We start from the raw sequence: 16,299 nt of genomic DNA on the forward strand, positions 1-16,299 counted from the left end.
TGCTATCATTATTCGATTTCATTTTCAACAACCAGACGGCGAGGAGCTACCAGCCCATCATCGTCAATCACCGCAATGCCGATGAATTTATTTTCATCACCTTCGGTGACCCGCACCCATTCACCCGAAGCCAGATTATGACTGCTTCGGACTGGCTGCCCTTGTTTAAAATAAGACGCAACCACGGATGCCAAGTGAATCACAGGGAAATGAGCAACAGCGGTATCCATTGGCAGTAACAATGGATCGAGCAGTGTTCCCGCTTCAATTTCCTGATCTTCAGCCTGTTGTTTTAATTCATATAACTGTTCCAGCGTTACCATCCTTTGATTGGGATAATTGGCAACCTGTAAACGGCGCAAATAAATAACATGAGCGCCACAGCCCAAAAGTTCACCCAAATCATCAAAGATGGTACGGATGTAAGTTCCTTTGGAACAGTGTATTTCCAATTCCAACTCATTCCCTTCCCAGCGAATGAATTGCAATTCATAAACAGTGATAGGACGCGCTTCTCGCTCAATTTCAATACCCTGACGGGCATATTCGTACAGTGGTTTTCCTTGATGTTTCAATGCAGAGTACATGGAAGGAACCTGCATGGTATCACCACGGAATGTATCCAATGCATCATCAAGCTGAGACTGAGTTATTTGTACTTCACGTTCACAAATGATGACTCCATGTGAATCTGAAGTATCTGTACGCTGCCCCAAACGGGCGATCACCCGATAGCGTTTGTCAGAATCCAGCAGGAATTGGGAAAATTTAGTCGCTTCGCCAAGACAAACCGGCAGCATGCCTGTTGCCAGCGGGTCCAGCGCGCCAGTATGGCCAGCCTTACTGGCATTGAAAATTCGCCTTACTTTCTGTAACGCATCATTGGAGGAAATATCCTGCGGCTTATCTAGCAACAGTACACCGTGTATCGCACGGCCTCTACGACGGCGACCCATCACTTTTCCTCGTTGTGATCCGCAGATGCACGGCGCTTCTCGTCATTTTTTACGACGTTACTGACCAGATTCGACATACGCATCCCTTCCACCAGAGAGCTGTCATAAGAAAATGTCAGTTCAGGAATGACCCGAAGGCGCATCGCTTTACCTAGCAGGGAACGAATAAAACCGGAAGCTTCGTTCAATGCCTTGATACCTTCTTTGACCATATCTGAATCATGATCTTCCACCAGAATATTCAGAAAAGTCACAAATACTTTGGCATAAGCCAGATCGCGGGAAACCTCAACACCAGAGACCGTCGCCATGCCGATACGCGGATCTTTAACTTCACGCTGTAAAATGATGGCAATCTCTTTTTGCATTTCTTGTGCAACGCGCTGAGTACGACTGAATTCTCTTGCCATTGTTATATCTCCTGACATTTTGGGGGGCATTAAGCCCCCCAAGAATGGAATAAATCTATTGGATAGATAATGGTATTAATCGATGGAGCGTTTAATTTCAATCACTTCAAAGACTTCAATCATATCGCCAACGCGAACATCATTGTAGTTCTTCACACCGATACCACATTCCATACCATTACGGACTTCGTTAACGTCATCCTTGAAGCGACGCAAGGATTCCAGCTCACCTTCGTAAATGACCACGTTATCACGCAGAACACGGATTGGGTTATTACGCTTGATGGAACCTTCTGTCACCATACAACCAGCGATAGCACCAAATTTCGGTGACTTAAATACGTCACGGACTTCGGCCAGACCCATGATCTGCTGTTTGTATTCTGGTGCCAGCATGCCGCTCATAGCCTGTTTGATTTCATCAATCAGGTTATAGATAACGGAGTAGTAACGCAGATCCAGACTTTCGTTTTCGATGATACGACGTGCAGACGCATCAGCACGAACGTTGAAGCCCAGAATAATAGCGCTGGATGCCGCTGCCAACGTTGCATCTGTTTCGGTGATACCACCTACGCCTGAACCGATGATTTTCACTTTTACTTCATCAGTAGACAGTTTCAGCAATGAATCACAAATTGCTTCACATGTACCTTGAACGTCAGTTTTCAGAACGATATTCAGTTCAGATACTTTACCTTCTTCCATGTTAGCAAAAATGTTTTCCAGCTTAGCCTTGTGCTGACGAGCCAGCTTCACTTCACGGAATTTACCCTGACGGTACAGAGCCACTTCACGCGCTTTCTTCTCGTCACGAACAACTGTCGCTTCATCACCCGCAGATGGAACATTGGACAGACCCAAGATTTCCACTGGAATAGACGGGCCGGCAGAAGTCACTTCACGACCAAGTTCGTTACGCATCGCACGGATACGGCCATATTCGAAGCCACACAGAACGATGTCGCCTTTATTCAGCGTACCAGACTGAACCAGAATGGTCGCAACCGGGCCACGGCCTTTATCCAAGAAGGATTCAATGACCACACCATTTGCCATGCCAGTGCGTACAGCTTTCAGTTCAAGAACCTCAGACTGAAGCAGGATTGCTTCCAGTAATTCATCAATACCAGTACCTGCTTTAGCAGACACATTGATGAACTGGTTTTCACCGCCCCATTCTTCTGAAATGATGCCGTATTGTGACAATTCATTCTTCACACGATCTGGATCAGCTTCTGGTTTATCGATCTTGTTCACCGCAACGACAACAGGTACGTTAGCTGCCTTAGCATGCTGGATAGCTTCGACAGTCTGAGGCATTACGCCATCATCCGCAGCCACAACCAGAACGACGATATCCGTTGCCTGCGCACCACGTGCACGCATGGAGGTAAACGCAGCATGGCCTGGGGTATCCAGGAAGGTGATCATGCCTTTTTCAGTTTTCACATGATATGCACCAATGTGCTGAGTAATGCCACCCGCTTCCCCGGAAGCCACTTTAGTGGAGCGGATATAGTCCAGCAGGGAGGTTTTACCGTGGTCAACGTGACCCATGATGGTTACAACTGGTGCACGAGATTCTGCCAGCGTTTCACCCGTATCACGATCACTCATCAGCGCTTCTTCCAGTTCGTTTTCACGACGCAGGATAACTTTATGCCCCATTTCTTCGGCAACCAGCTGTGCTGTTTCTTGATCGATAACTTGGTTGATAGTCACCATTGCGCCCATGTTCATCATCGTTTTGATAACTTGGGCACCTTTGACTGCCATTTTGTTAGCCAGCTCAGCGACGGTAATAGTTTCACCAATCACGACATCACGGTTAACCGCTACAACAGGTTTAGTGAAACTCTGCTGTAAAGCGCTTGGTTTGCGATGTTTGCCTTTGGTACGGCCTACGGCACGCGCTTCTTCGCGATCAGCTTTAGACTCAGAATGCTTGTTGTTTTTCTTCTGACGGGTAGCTTTGCCGCCACGGGAGCGGGAACGACGATCGCCTTCAACTTTGGCGTCATTTTCATCTTCCGCATCGCGGGCATAACGAGAAGTCGTTACGTGGTAGTCACTATTGTTGTCATTGTTATCAGAATTATCAGACCATTTGTCTTGATTTTCTTCTGCCATTCTACGCGCTTCTTCTGCAACACGTTTCGCTTCCTCTTCCACCTTACGGCGCATTTCTTCTTCAGCTTTACGTTTTAAATTTGCAGCTTCAGCTTCACGACGCGCTTTTTCATTTTGCGCGGCAGAGTCAGTCTGAACTGATTTTTGTTTGTTTTCGGTATGTTGCTTAGTCACTTTTTCTTTTTCCGCCGCCTCACGCTGAGAGAGTGTTGCCTCTTCACGTTTGGCTTTTTCTTCTGCTTCACGTTGAGCGCTCTCTTCTGCTTCACGTTTAGCCTTTTCTTCAGCTTCACGTTTAGCTTGCTCTTCCGCGAGTTTTTTCGCTTCAGCTTCAAGCCGCGCCTTCTCTTCTGCCTCGCGCCGAGCCTGCTCTTCCGCTTCACGCTTCGCCTGTTCTTCCGCTTTAGCTTGTTCAACAGCGTCGCGGTTTACATATGTGCGCTTTTTGCGGACTTCAATCGCTACCGATTTACTTTTGCCACCGGTGCCAGGAACGTTCAGTGTACTGCGCGTTTTACGCTGTAGTGTTAATTTACCTGGCTGGCCGCCAGAACCGCCTTGTTCGCGGTTCAAGTGAGCCAGCAAAGCTTCTTTTTCTTTCTGGGAAACAGAGTCAGTTGCGGTTTTCTGAATGCCAGCATCAGCGAACTGCTGGATTAGACGTTCTACCGATGTCTGGATCTCTTCTGCCAGTAATTTTACGGTTACCTCTGTCATTCTGTTCCTTCCTGCTACAGTTTATTTATGCATCATCGCCAAACCAACAGATATTTCGGGCTGCCATAATGAGTTCTCCTGCTTTCTCATCATTCAGTCCTTCGATATCAGATAAGTCGTCGATACCCTGCTCGGCAAGATCTTCCAGAGTACAGATGCCACGGGCAGCCAGGTTAAACGCCAAAGTACGCTCCATGCCAGGCAGATTCAATAAATCTTCGGCAGGCTGCTGATCACCAAGACTCTCTTTCTGAGCCAGTTCCAGCGTTGTCAAGGCCGCTTTTGCGCGCTCACGAAGAACTTCAACGGTTTCTTCATCAAGGCCTTCTACTGCCAGAAGTTCATTGATTGGCACGTAAGCCAATTCTTCCAGTGTAGAGAAACCTTCCTCGACCAATACAGTGGCGAAATCTTCATCAATGTCGAGATGCTTAGTAAATGTATCAATAGAAGCATGAGCTTCTGCCTGATGTTTTGCTTGCAGCTCTTCCGCAGTCATGACATTCAGTTCCCATTTGTCATCACCACGATGTTTTTTCAACAGTTGTGCTGCCAGACGAACGTTTTGACCATTACGTCCAATCGCCTGAGCAAGATTACTGTTTTCTACGGCAACATCCATCGTGCAGTTGTCTTCGTCAACCACAATAGACGCAACATCCGCCGGAGCCATTGCATTAATGACAAACTGTGCAGGGTTATCGTCCCACAACACGATGTCAATTCTTTCACCACCCAGCTCACTGGAAACAGCTTGTACCCTTGCACCACGCATACCTACGCAAGCGCCAACCGGATCAATACGCTTGTCATTGGTTTTCACTGCGATCTTCGCACGGGAACCAGGATCACGAGCAGCAGCTTTGATCTCAATGATCTCTTCACCAATTTCAGGCACTTCGATGCGGAACAGTTCAACCAACATCTCAGGACGAGAGCGAGTAATGAAAAGCTGTGCACCACGAGCTTCAGGACGAACATCATACAGGACGCCGCGCACGCGGTCACCTGGACGGAAGTTTTCCCGTGGTAACATATCTTCACGTAAAATGACCGCTTCAGCATTATTACCTAAATCCAAGGTAATATTTTCACGGTTCACTTTTTTGACCTGACCGGTCACGATTTCGCCCTGTTGTTCACGGAATTGGTCAACAACCATCGCGCGTTCAGCTTCACGTACTTTCTGTACGATAACCTGTTTTGCAGTCTGAGTCGTAATACGGTCAAAAGTTACTGATTCAATTTGATCTTCAATATAACCACCCAGTTCAATCTCTGGGTCTTCATATTTCGCTGCTTCCAACGTAATTTCACGTGTTGGCAGTGTGACTTCTTCTACAGCCAACCAACGGCGGAAAGTATCAAAATCACCGGATTTACGATCGATGCAAACACGAACGTCAATTTCCTGCTCATACTTTTTCTTGGTGGCTGTCGCCAGTGCAATCTCTAATGCTTCGAAGATTTTTTCGCGAGGGAGTGATTTTTCATTAGAAACCGCTTCCACAACAGCCAGAATTTCTTTATTCATCCTAGTTGCCTCATCCGAACTTTAAAAGTGGGGTACCAGGTTCGCTTTCTGGATGTTGCTCAGTGCGAACACTTCGTCTTTTCCATCCACCGTAACCGTTATCATTTCACCATCAACAGCCTTGATGATACCTTGCCATTTGCGACGGTTCTGCATTGCCATGCGTAACAATAAATTGACTTTTTCACCCATAAAACGCTGGTAGTGTTCAGCCTTAAACAGTGGACGCTCAAGCCCTGGTGAAGATATTTCCAGGTTATAAAGCACTGAAATCGGATCTTCAACATCAAGCACTGCACTGACCTGGTGGCTAACATCAGCACAATTATCAACAGTGATACCCTCTTCACTATCGATATAGACCCGCAGCGTTGACACGCGCGCGCGAATAAACTCCAGGCCGACTAATTCAAAACCCAAAGCTTCAACTGGTGCTGAAATCATCTCTGTTAATTTTTGCTCTAATGTGGACAAGCCCACCCCCAAGACATAAAAAAAGGGCTATATTAGCCCAGTAGTTCTGCTGTCAAATAACAAAAAACCCCGATACTCGGGGCTTTATGCAACTGGACCCTGTTTACTGCCAGTGGTCTCAACCAACTTCTCTCTATATCTTTCAAAGCAACCTTGCAAATTAGGATCGATATCTTAACGGCTGCTGGGTGACTACTCTGGAAAAGATACAGGTTGTTAAGAAGTGGTTGCGGGAGCCGGATTTGAACCGACGACCTTCGGGTTATGAGCCCGACGAGCTACCATGCTGCTCCATCCCGCGTTCGAAAACGTGGCAAATCTTACGCTGATAATACTAAAAACGCAAGTTTCTAGATTAATGGTGCCGAGGACGGGACTTGAACCCGTACGCCCGTTGTTTAGGCACTACCACCTCAAGGTAGCGTGTATACCAATTTCACCACCTCGGCACTGATTTTTAGGACTGTTATTTTAATTAACTAATTAAGCCAACAACCCTATTTCAATTCTGTTACTGAAAGTTACTGCGGGATATCACTATTTGGTTTTACTGGTACTGCCGGAACTTCTGTTTGTTTTTCAACTTTCACAGGTTCAGCAAGGTCATCCCATTTACTGCTTGACCCAGTTTTATTGCTGGTCATGTTACCAAGAATCAGACTGATAACAATAAACAACGTTGCTAAGATAGCCGTCATGCGGGTCATAAAGTTGCCAGAACCCGATGAACCAAACAATGTGTTAGATGCACCCGCACCGAAAGAAGCACCCATATCAGCACCTTTACCCTGCTGTAGCAGAACCAGAGCAATCAGCCCGATACCAACCAGCAAGAATATACCTAAAAGAGCTTCATACATATGTTGTACCCGTTTCCTCGTGGGGTTTACCACACAGCTTATTAGTAGCAACGCAATTTAATAGCGACGCCACACTGCATCACCCGCTCACAAAATTAGAAAAATTAACTTATTGAGCGGGTTTGAATACTAACCAAAGCGTTTCAGACAAGCAAGGTTAATTTTAAATACTGGCGCTGATCGAAGAAAAAATCAACAAATTAACCCATTTTTTTCACGGCATCCGCAATACGATGCGCTAATGCCGTGACCTGTTCTTCGTCTTCGCCTTCCACCATCACGCGGATTAGCGGCTCTGTTCCTGATTTACGCAGCAGAACACGACCCTGACCATTCAATTCAGTCTCAACTGATTTCACAGCTTCAAGCACAGGTTCTGATTGCAGAGGATCGGTATTTCCCGCAAAACGAACATTAACCAAAACTTGAGGCAAAAGTTTCATACCGCTGCACAGGTCATGCAAGCTCATGTTATTACGTACCATTGCGCTCAGAACTTGCAACCCTGCGACAATACCATCGCCTGTTGTGGTTTTATCCAGCAAAATAACATGACCTGAGTTTTCAGCACCCAAACGCCAGCCTTTTTCCTGTAGTTTTTCCAATACATAGCGATCCCCGACTTTTGCACGTTCAAACGGGATGCCAAGCTGTTTTAGTGCCAACTCCAGTCCCATATTGCTCATCAACGTACCTACGGCGCCACCCCGCAACTGGCCTTGTCTCAATGCTTCACGTGCGATGATGTAAAGAATCTGGTCGCCATCAACTTTATGGCCCAAATGATCGACCATAATGATGCGATCGCCATCGCCGTCAAATGCCAGACCAACATCAGCCTGTTCTTCCAACACGCATTTTTGCAGTAAGCGAACATCTGTCGCGCCACACTCTTCATTGATATTGATGCCGTTCGGTTCACAACCGATGGTAATAACATCCGCTCCCAACTCTCTGAGCACATTTGGAGCAATGTGATAAGTCGCGCCGTTTGCACAATCCAACACAATTTTTAGTCCATTCAGGCTTTGTTCGCTAGGGAATGTACCCTTACAGAATTCAATATAGCGGCCCGTCGCATCAACAATCCGATTTGCTCGTCCCAGCTCGGCAGATTCCACACAGGTTAGTGGTTTCTCCATTTCAGTTTCAATCGCTTCTTCAACATTATCAGGCAGCTTAGTCCCATCAATGGAAAAGAATTTAATGCCGTTATCATAGTAAGGATTGTGGGAAGCAGAAATGACAATTCCAGCTTCTGCACGGAAAGTACGTGTCAGATATGCCACGGCAGGTGTCGGCATAGGGCCAGTAAAAGAGGCTGATAAACCCGCTGCGGCCAACCCTGCTTCCAGCGCTGACTCCAGCATATAGCCTGATATTCGGGTATCTTTACCAATGATAATTTTGCGAGAACCATGACGGGCCAAAACTTTTCCCGCTGCCCAACCAAGTTTCAAAACAAAGTCAGGGGTAATTGGGGTATTGCCCACTTTGCCACGGATACCGTCAGTACCAAAATATTTACGGCTACTCATAAAGTTATTTTCCTTTGCTGAACGTATTCTTTGCTCACAGCGTGTTTTTTGCTGACATCGTGTTTTTTACTGACGTCGTTTTCCGTGCAGACAGTGTTGCCTGAACGATTTGCATTGCCTGTACGGTTTCTTTTACATCATGTACACGAATAATTTGGGCACCTTGCATGGCTGCAATCACAGCACAAGCAACACTTCCTGTCACACGCTCCTGCGGTGGGACATGAAGTAATTGACCAATCATCGATTTACGTGACATTCCTGCCAGAACAGGCAAGCCCAAATGATGGAATTCTTGCAAATGAGCTAATAGCTGATAATTATGCGATAAGTTCTTACCAAAACCGAAGCCAGGATCAAGAATCAAGTTATTTTTTGCGATTCCCGCCGCAATACAAAGCTCAATTTGACTGTTCAGGAATGTTTTTACTTCCGATAAGACATCTTCATAATGAGGTTCAGCCTGCATCGTGCGGGGTTGCCCCTGCATATGCATCAAGCAGACAGGCAATCCAGTTTGTGCCGCCGCATCAAGTGCTCCTGGCTCCTGCAACGCCCGAATATCGTTGATGATATGGGCTCCGGCCTTGGCTGATTCCTTCATGACGACAGCTTTTGAAGTGTCTACAGAAATCCAGACATCAAAGCGCTGTGCCAGTGCCTCAATCACCGGAACAACGCGATCCAGCTCTTCCTGCTCACTCACCTCATCTGCGCCAGGGCGTGTCGATTCTCCTCCTACATCAATAATGGTTGCACCATCCTCAATCATTTTAGCGGCATGTCTCAGGGCCGTATCAAAAGTATTATGGGTTCCGCCATCAGAGAAAGAATCAGGAGTCACATTCAGAATTCCCATCACTTGTGGGCAAGAAAGATCGAGGACACTGCCTCTGGCTGTCAGTTTCATCGCTAGGGGGCCTTAATGTCAAAACCCCAGGCGGAACCTGGGGTTTAATTTAAGAAGTACAGTCTGTCAAATCCAAGAGCAATAATTTGTCATTACCCTTGGTTTGATAAGATCGTTAACCTCATTATGCAGTTGGATTGCCATCCGCAGGTTTCGCAGTTTGTTGCGGAGATGATGGAGTATGGTTGTTATGACCACCATTATTTCCACCTTCCCAACCTGCCGGCGGACGTACTGCTGTTCGATTCATCAAGTCATCAATCTGAGGGGCATCAATGGTTTCATACTTCATCAACGCATCTTTCATTGAGTGAAGAATATCCAAATTATCCATCAGAATCTGACGTGCACGTATATAGTTACGATCGATGATAGCTTTCACTTCTTGATCAATTAAACGCGCAGTGTCTTCAGACATATGTTTCGCTTTAGCAACGGAACGACCGAGGAAAACTTCACCTTCTTCTTCCGCATACAGCAATGGCCCCAGTTTTTCTGAGAAACCCCATTGTGTCACCATGTTACGCGCAATGGATGTTGCCACTTTAATATCATTGGATGCGCCAGTAGAAACGCTGTCTACACCATAGATAATTTCTTCGGCTAAGCGCCCGCCGTATAAGGTTGAAATCTGGCTTTCCAATTTCTGGCGGCTTGCGCTGATTTGATCGCCTTCTGGTAAGAAGAACGTCACACCTAACGCACGGCCACGAGGGATAATCGTAACTTTATGAACAGGATCGTGCTCTGGCACCAAACGGCCGATGATGGCATGGCCTGCTTCATGATATGCCGTGGATTCTTTCTGTTCTTCCGTCATCACCATTGAACGACGCTCCGCGCCCATCATGATCTTGTCTTTGGCTTTTTCGAACTCAACCATAGAAACAACGCGCTTGTTACCACGAGCAGCAAACAGAGCGGCTTCGTTCACAAGGTTGGCCAAATCCGCACCAGAGAAACCCGGTGTACCACGAGCAATGATAGATGCGTCAATATCAGTATCCAAAGGGATACGACGCATATGAACTTTCAGAATTTGCTCACGGCCACGTACATCCGGCAGACCAACGACGACCTGACGGTCAAAACGGCCCGGACGTAACAATGCAGGATCAAGTACATCAGGACGGTTGGTCGCTGCGATAACGATAATACCTTCGTTACCTTCGAAACCATCCATTTCAACCAGCATCTGGTTAAGTGTCTGTTCACGTTCATCGTGTCCGCCACCTAAACCCGCACCACGCTGACGCCCTACTGCATCAATTTCATCGATAAAGATGATGCAAGGTGCAGCTTTCTTCGCTTGTTCAAACATATCACGAACACGGGAAGCCCCCACACCAACAAACATTTCAACGAAGTCAGAACCAGAAATGGTAAAGAAAGGCACTTTTGCCTCACCCGCGATAGCTTTAGCCAACAGCGTCTTACCAGTACCCGGCGGGCCAACCATCAAGATACCTTTCGGGATCTTACCGCCCAGTTTTTGGAAACGACCAGGTTCACGCAGGTATTCAACCAATTCACCTACTTCTTCTTTTGCTTCGTCACAACCAGCAACATCGGCAAACGTGGTTTTGATTTGGTCTTCAGTCAACATGCGGGCTTTGCTTTTACCAAAAGACATCGCCCCTTTACCGCCACCACCTTGCATCTGGCGCATAAAGAAGATCCAGATGCCAATCAGCAGTAGCATTGGGAACCATGAAATAAAGAGGGTTGCTAACAGGCCTTGTTGTTCTGGTGGTTCGCCAACAACTTTTACCTGTTTATTGAGTAGTGTATCCAGCAGCTTTTCATCCGGAATTGGCATATAAGTGCTGTATTTTCCACCGTTGTCTTTCTTAGTGAAATCAATGTCACGACCCGAAATACGTACTTCGCTTACTTGATTCTGCGATATTTCATTGATGAAACTAGAGTAATCAACCCTACGACCACTGGAATCGCTGGGACCAAAACTCTGGAACAATAACATCAAGACAACTGCGATGACTAACCAGAGAATCAGGTTTTTCGCCATGTCACTCAAGGGATTAACCTCATATTACAACTGTGTTAACAAATAGTAGTCAGGGTACTACACTTTCCGCCCTGTCGCTACAATGTATACTTCACGTGATCGTGCCCGCGAAGCTTCTGGTTTACGAATTTTTATCTTCGTAAAAAGGGAGCGTATTTCCCTCAGGTATTCATCAAAGCCCTCTCCCTGAAACACTTTGACAATAAAACTGCCCCCAGGGGCCAGCACATCACGACACATATCCAACGCTAACTCAATCAGATACATGGATCGGGGAATATCGACCGCGGGGGTTCCACTCATATTGGGAGCCATATCCGACATGACGACCTGGACTTTATTATCACCAACTCTTTCAAGCAATGTTTTCAATACAAGTTCATCACGAAAATCTCCCTGAAGGAAATCGACCCCAACTATCGGATCCATCGGCAAAAGATCACAGGCAATCACTCGCCCGTTATTGCCAATCTGACTGACTACGTATTGAGACCACCCACCCGGAGCAGCACCTAAATCAACAACGGTCATACCCGGTTTAAAGATTTTGTCGCTTTGCTGTATCTCATCAAGTTTAAACCAAGCGCGAGAGCGAAGCCCTTTTTTCTGTGCCTGAAGAACATATTTATCACTAAAATGTTCCTGTAACCAGCGACTTGAGCTTGCTGAGCGTTTTTTATTGGCCATTGTTCTTTCCAACTATACTAAAAAAGAGCCTTACTTTTTTTGCGCTCTCTTATCAAACCCACCACACTATTTATGGTGATAGATATGAGATGGCGGTAGAATATGTCGTTTTCAATCCCAACTAAGCAAAAAAACGATGACTCTTAACAAAAAACAAGTTCAATACCTGAAAAGTCTCGCTCATTCATTAAAGCCTGTTGTTATGATCGGCAACAATGGGTTGACCGAAGGCGTATTGGCTGAAATCGAACAAACCCTTTCGCATCACGAGCTTATCAAAGTCAAAGTTGCAGGCGAAGACCGCGAAATGAAAACTTTGATCGCTGAAGCGATTGTTCGTGAAACTGGTGCACATAATGTGCAAATTATAGGAAAAATGCTAGTTCTCTACCGTCCATCAGAAGAACGCAAGATTAGTCTACCTAAATAATCACGACGTATTTATACAAAAATGCCATCGTGAGCTATTTCTTTATCATGATAAAAAAGGCCAAGTCTGGCCTTTTTTATTCCATGTAAACGTAATAGCCGATTACCATGGTATTTATCAGATGTAATCCACATTCAAAACTTCGTATTCCACTTGGCCGCCTGGCGTGGTGATGACAACAACATCATCCACTTCTTTGCCAATCAAGCCACGGGCAATAGGTGAATTCACAGAAAGAAGATTTTCTTTGATATTCGCCTCGTCATCACCCACGATACGGTAAGTTTGCTCTTCATCTGAATCCACATTCAGTACCGTTACCGTTGCCCCAAAGATCACCCGACCATTGTTAGTCATCTTCGTGACATCAATCACCTGAGCATTAGAAAGTTTGGCCTCAATTTCCTGAATACGGCCTTCGCAGAAACCCTGCTGCTCACGAGCGGCATGATATTCCGCATTTTCTTTCAAATCACCATGCTCACGCGCATCAGCGATTGCAGTAATAATTTGAGGGCGACGTACAGTTTTCAAATGTTCTAATTCTTCGCGCAATTTATCCGCGCCACGTACCGTCATCGGAATTTGTTTCATTTATCAAACCTCTAAATCAATCCTAAGCCCAAACACATCTTCCTGATTTTTGTAATAACAGCACAATGAGCACACCCTATCAGGCGGGCCTCCAGACAATAAAAGGAGTGTAAACCCAGCATAATCTGAAGTTCACATGCATATTTTAACTACTAATCTATCATTCTAACGTAGAGTTGATGATGGATCATCGTTTACTTTTCCTTAAATTGCACCTTAGTATTATTAGTACAAATATTATTGGAATACATCCACCTTCATATGCGAGATCTATGGCTCTTTTAAAAATTACCAGCAGAATAGCTTGTATGCTCAGCTTGAGCCTGAGTGTTTTCAGTGCAAATGCTTCTTCAATTGAGGAAAACACTCAGTATTTGCCGATGGGTACTCATATCTCATTTATTGCCCAAAAAGTCAGCTCAAAAACACCATTAGTTGATTATCACGGGCAACAAATGGCATTACCGGCAAGTACACAAAAAATTGTGACGGCGTTGGCAGCCCTGCTACAGCTTGGTAAGGATTACCGTTTTATCACCACACTGGAAAGTGATGCCAGTATCTCGAATGGCATCTTAGAAGGTAATCTGACAGCCCGTTTTGTAGGCGACCCGATGCTAACGCGCTCGCAACTGCGCAACATGGTCGAAACATTAAAACAATCAGGTATCAAACAGATTAATGGTGACCTCATCATAGATGTTTCCATTTTCGCCAGCCACGATAAAGCGCCCGGCTGGGTATGGAATGATATGACCCAGTGTTTCAGTTCCCCCCCATCCGCTGCAATTGTGGATAAAAACTGTTTTTCAGTTTCACTTTACAGTTCAGAGCAACCCGGTGGACTGGCATTTGTCCGTATCCCCTCTTTTTACCCTGTTAATGTTTTCAGTGAAGTAAAAACATTAGCCAAAGGCTCGCCAGAAGCAAAATACTGTGAACTGGATGTCACATCAGGTGACCTAAACCGATATACTCTCACCGGCTGCCTGACTCAACGTGATGAGCCGCTCCCATTGGCATTCGCCGTTCAAAATGGTGCAAGTTATGCCGGTGCAATTCTGAAAAATGAACTGAGTATTGCCGGTATTGAGTTGAACGGTTCTATACGACGCCAATCGATTCCTCAACAACCAGAAAAAATTCTCGCCCTAAACCAATCAATACCATTGCACAGCATGCTTTCAATCATGTTGAAAAAGTCAGATAACATGATTGCTGATACCCTCTTCCGTACCCTTGGTCATCGCTATTTTAACGTTCCGGGAACATGGCATTCTGGCTCTGACGCAGTTCGCCAGATTTTGAAACAAAAAGCCGGCATTGATTTAGGCAATACTGTCATGGTGGATGGTTCCGGCCTTTCTCGCCATAATTTAATTACGCCTGCAACCATGATGGAGATCTTACAATTTATTGCCCAACACGATAATGAATTGGATTTCATCTCCATGCTTCCTAAATCCGGACATGATGGTACTCTGGCTTATCGTCCCGGTCTGCATGAAGCAGGGCTGGATGGTAAGGTATTTGCCAAGACAGGTTCATTGCAGGGAGTTTATAATCTGGCAGGATTCATGACCGCCGCCAGTGGGCAGCAAATCGCTTTCGTCCAATTTATTTCTGCTTACTCCGTTTCTCCCGACAATCAACGAACTCGCCGTGTTCCATTAGCGCGTTTCGAAAATCATTTATATAAGTCGTTATACCTGAGCCATTGAGATCAAACGAAAAAGGGCGCGGAAAACAGCGCCCTTTTGTCATGTTCGAACATTAGATATGAAGACTAGCGTTTATAAACAAACTCAACGCCTTCGTCGTCTTCTTCGTCCCAGTCATCATCCCAATCATCATCAGATGATGATTGCTGTAACTGTTCCTTGTGGTAGTCATCCCACATGAATTCAACTTTTTCAGGTTGGGATTCTTCCGACGCTTCTAAGCTACGAGGCTGGGTTTTCATAAATTCCATAATATCCCAACAAAGCTCTTTCACACCCTGACGGTTCACGGCTGAGATCATGTAATAATCACCTTCCCAACCAAGCTCATCAGCAATGACTTTAGCCCGCTGTTTAGCGTCTTCTGGATCCGTCAGATCAACCTTGTTGAATACCAACCAGCGCGGTTTTTCTGCCAGTTTTTCACTGTACTTATGCAGCTCTTTGATGATGATACGCGCATTTTCAACCGGATCAGACTCATCGATCGGACAGAGATCAATCAAGTGCAGCAATACGCGGCAACGTTCCAGATGCTTCAGGAAGCGAATGCCTAAACCGGCGCCTTCTGATGCACCTTCAATCAAACCCGGAATATCTGCTACCACAAAGCTTTGCTCGTTATCCATGCGCACAACGCCAAGGCTTGGCACCAGTGTTGTAAATGGATAATCGGCTACTTTGGGTTTAGCTGCCGAAACGGCACGAATAAAGGTGGATTTACCTGCATTTGGCATCCCCAGCATGCCCACATCAGCCAACAGCATCAGCTCCAGCATCAGTTCACGGCTTTCACCCGGTGTTCCCATCGTTCTTTGACGAGGAGCACGGTTCACAGAGGATTTAAAGCGGGTATTACCAAGCCCGTGGAAACCGCCTTTTGCGACCATAAAACTCTGTTCATGGCGCAGCATGTCTCCAAGCACTTCACCTGTGGCAATGTCACGCACGCGGGTTCCGACTGGAACCTTGATGGTAATATCCTGACCACGTTTACCAGTACAATCGCGGCTTTGTCCATTTTGACCACGTTCAGCACGGAAGGATTTTTCAAAACGGTAGTCAATCAGCGTATTGAGGTTCTCATCTGCCAGCAGATAAACGTCACCGCCGTCACCACCATCACCGCCGTCCGGCCCACCTTTTGGAATATATTTCTCACGACGGAAGCTGACGCAACCATTGCCACCATCTCCCGCTACAACCAGTATCCTGGCTTCATCTACAAATTTCATCATTTTTCTCCGTAGGATAGCCACTGTAAAGCTGGATGGCAGCTAGTACCCAGAGATGGCGTAATCCAGAA

General features: G+C 46.0%; 14 protein-coding genes and 2 tRNA genes. 2 read left to right on the top strand and 14 right to left on the bottom strand.

Features of this window, described 5'->3' with window-relative positions:
* Nucleotides 1–8: 8 nt before the first annotated feature.
* The 12 genes from truB to rlmE all read right to left on the bottom strand — a co-directional run bounded on the left by truB (nt 9) and on the right by rlmE (nt 12,248).
* Nucleotides 9–956, bottom strand: a complete 948-nt coding sequence (gene truB, locus Xmir_RS01150) for a tRNA pseudouridine(55) synthase TruB (protein ID WP_099112656.1) — start codon at nt 954–956, stop codon at nt 9–11.
* The gene (gene rbfA, locus Xmir_RS01155) at nt 956–1,366 is read right to left on the bottom strand and encodes a 30S ribosome-binding factor RbfA (protein ID WP_099112657.1); all 411 of its coding nucleotides are present in this window, start codon (nt 1,364–1,366) and stop codon (nt 956–958) included. Before rbfA ends, truB begins: the two co-directional genes overlap by 1 nt.
* 75 nt (nt 1,367–1,441) lie before the next feature.
* Nucleotides 1,442–4,216 (bottom strand): translation initiation factor IF-2, encoded by a 2,775-nt coding sequence (gene infB / locus Xmir_RS01160; protein ID WP_099112658.1) that lies wholly within the window; start codon nt 4,214–4,216, stop codon nt 1,442–1,444.
* 25 nt (nt 4,217–4,241) lie between these two features.
* Complete coding sequence (gene nusA / locus Xmir_RS01165) at nt 4,242–5,750, bottom strand: transcription termination factor NusA (RefSeq protein ID WP_099112659.1); 1,509 nt, start codon at nt 5,748–5,750, stop codon at nt 4,242–4,244.
* A 21-nt stretch (nt 5,751–5,771) separates the two neighbouring features.
* Nucleotides 5,772–6,224 carry a ribosome maturation factor RimP gene (rimP, locus tag Xmir_RS01170; protein ID WP_145956856.1) on the bottom strand — a complete coding sequence of 151 codons (453 nt, stop codon included), beginning with the start codon at nt 6,222–6,224 and terminating at the stop codon, nt 5,772–5,774.
* A gap of 224 nt (nt 6,225–6,448) precedes the next feature.
* Nucleotides 6,449–6,525 (bottom strand) — tRNA-Met (locus Xmir_RS01175).
* A 58-nt stretch (nt 6,526–6,583) separates the two neighbouring features.
* A tRNA-Leu gene (locus Xmir_RS01180) sits at nt 6,584–6,673 on the bottom strand.
* A 72-nt stretch (nt 6,674–6,745) separates the two neighbouring features.
* On the bottom strand, nt 6,746–7,084 hold the full coding sequence (gene secG, locus Xmir_RS01185) for a preprotein translocase subunit SecG (protein WP_099112661.1): 339 nt from the start codon (nt 7,082–7,084) through the stop codon (nt 6,746–6,748).
* Nucleotides 7,085–7,284: 200 nt separating this feature from the next.
* Nucleotides 7,285–8,622 (bottom strand): phosphoglucosamine mutase, encoded by a 1,338-nt coding sequence (glmM, locus tag Xmir_RS01190; RefSeq protein WP_099112662.1) that lies wholly within the window; start codon nt 8,620–8,622, stop codon nt 7,285–7,287.
* Between the two features lie 34 nt (nt 8,623–8,656).
* On the bottom strand, nt 8,657–9,532 hold the full coding sequence (folP, locus tag Xmir_RS01195) for a dihydropteroate synthase (RefSeq protein ID WP_099112663.1): 876 nt from the start codon (nt 9,530–9,532) through the stop codon (nt 8,657–8,659).
* Nucleotides 9,533–9,656: 124 nt separating this feature from the next.
* Nucleotides 9,657–11,570: an ATP-dependent zinc metalloprotease FtsH gene (ftsH, locus tag Xmir_RS01200; RefSeq protein WP_099112664.1), complete on the bottom strand. Its 1,914-nt coding sequence runs from the start codon at nt 11,568–11,570 to the stop codon at nt 9,657–9,659.
* A gap of 48 nt (nt 11,571–11,618) precedes the next feature.
* Complete coding sequence (gene rlmE, locus Xmir_RS01205; RefSeq protein ID WP_047962391.1) at nt 11,619–12,248, bottom strand: 23S rRNA (uridine(2552)-2'-O)-methyltransferase RlmE; 630 nt, start codon at nt 12,246–12,248, stop codon at nt 11,619–11,621.
* 136 nt (nt 12,249–12,384) lie between these two features.
* Between rlmE and yhbY the strand changes: the two genes are divergently transcribed.
* On the top strand, nt 12,385–12,678 hold the full coding sequence (gene yhbY / locus Xmir_RS01210) for a ribosome assembly RNA-binding protein YhbY (protein ID WP_099112665.1): 294 nt from the start codon (nt 12,385–12,387) through the stop codon (nt 12,676–12,678).
* A 117-nt stretch (nt 12,679–12,795) separates the two neighbouring features.
* Here the strand turns inward: yhbY and greA are convergent, their stop codons facing one another.
* Nucleotides 12,796–13,272 carry a transcription elongation factor GreA gene (gene greA, locus Xmir_RS01215; protein WP_047962393.1) on the bottom strand — a complete coding sequence of 159 codons (477 nt, stop codon included), beginning with the start codon at nt 13,270–13,272 and terminating at the stop codon, nt 12,796–12,798.
* 272 nt (nt 13,273–13,544) lie between these two features.
* On the opposite strand from greA, the gene dacB reads away from it, so the two are divergent.
* Nucleotides 13,545–14,993, top strand: coding sequence for a serine-type D-Ala-D-Ala carboxypeptidase (dacB, locus tag Xmir_RS01220; RefSeq protein WP_167385921.1), 1,449 nt, complete (start codon nt 13,545–13,547; stop codon nt 14,991–14,993).
* Between the two features lie 65 nt (nt 14,994–15,058).
* On the opposite strand, the gene cgtA is transcribed toward dacB, so the two are convergent.
* On the bottom strand, nt 15,059–16,228 hold the full coding sequence (cgtA, locus tag Xmir_RS01225) for an Obg family GTPase CgtA (protein ID WP_099112667.1): 1,170 nt from the start codon (nt 16,226–16,228) through the stop codon (nt 15,059–15,061).
* Nucleotides 16,229–16,299 lie beyond the last annotated feature (71 nt).

Source organism: Xenorhabdus miraniensis (assembly GCF_002632615.1).

Coding starts and splice junctions, on each gene's coding strand:
- rlmE (WP_047962391.1), bottom strand. CDS start 12,248: ATGGCCAATAAAAAACGCTCAGCAAGCTCAAGTCGCTGGTTACAGGAA.
- yhbY (WP_099112665.1), top strand. CDS start 12,385: ATGACTCTTAACAAAAAACAAGTTCAATACCTGAAAAGTCTCGCTCAT.
- greA (WP_047962393.1), bottom strand. CDS start 13,272: ATGAAACAAATTCCGATGACGGTACGTGGCGCGGATAAATTGCGCGAA.
- glmM (WP_099112662.1), bottom strand. CDS start 8,622: ATGAGTAGCCGTAAATATTTTGGTACTGACGGTATCCGTGGCAAAGTG.
- dacB (WP_167385921.1), top strand. CDS start 13,545: ATGGCTCTTTTAAAAATTACCAGCAGAATAGCTTGTATGCTCAGCTTG.
- truB (WP_099112656.1), bottom strand. CDS start 956: ATGGGTCGCCGTCGTAGAGGCCGTGCGATACACGGTGTACTGTTGCTA.
- folP (WP_099112663.1), bottom strand. CDS start 9,532: ATGAAACTGACAGCCAGAGGCAGTGTCCTCGATCTTTCTTGCCCACAA.
- cgtA (WP_099112667.1), bottom strand. CDS start 16,228: ATGAAATTTGTAGATGAAGCCAGGATACTGGTTGTAGCGGGAGATGGT.
- nusA (WP_099112659.1), bottom strand. CDS start 5,750: ATGAATAAAGAAATTCTGGCTGTTGTGGAAGCGGTTTCTAATGAAAAA.
- secG (WP_099112661.1), bottom strand. CDS start 7,084: ATGTATGAAGCTCTTTTAGGTATATTCTTGCTGGTTGGTATCGGGCTG.
- rbfA (WP_099112657.1), bottom strand. CDS start 1,366: ATGGCAAGAGAATTCAGTCGTACTCAGCGCGTTGCACAAGAAATGCAA.
- infB (WP_099112658.1), bottom strand. CDS start 4,216: ATGACAGAGGTAACCGTAAAATTACTGGCAGAAGAGATCCAGACATCG.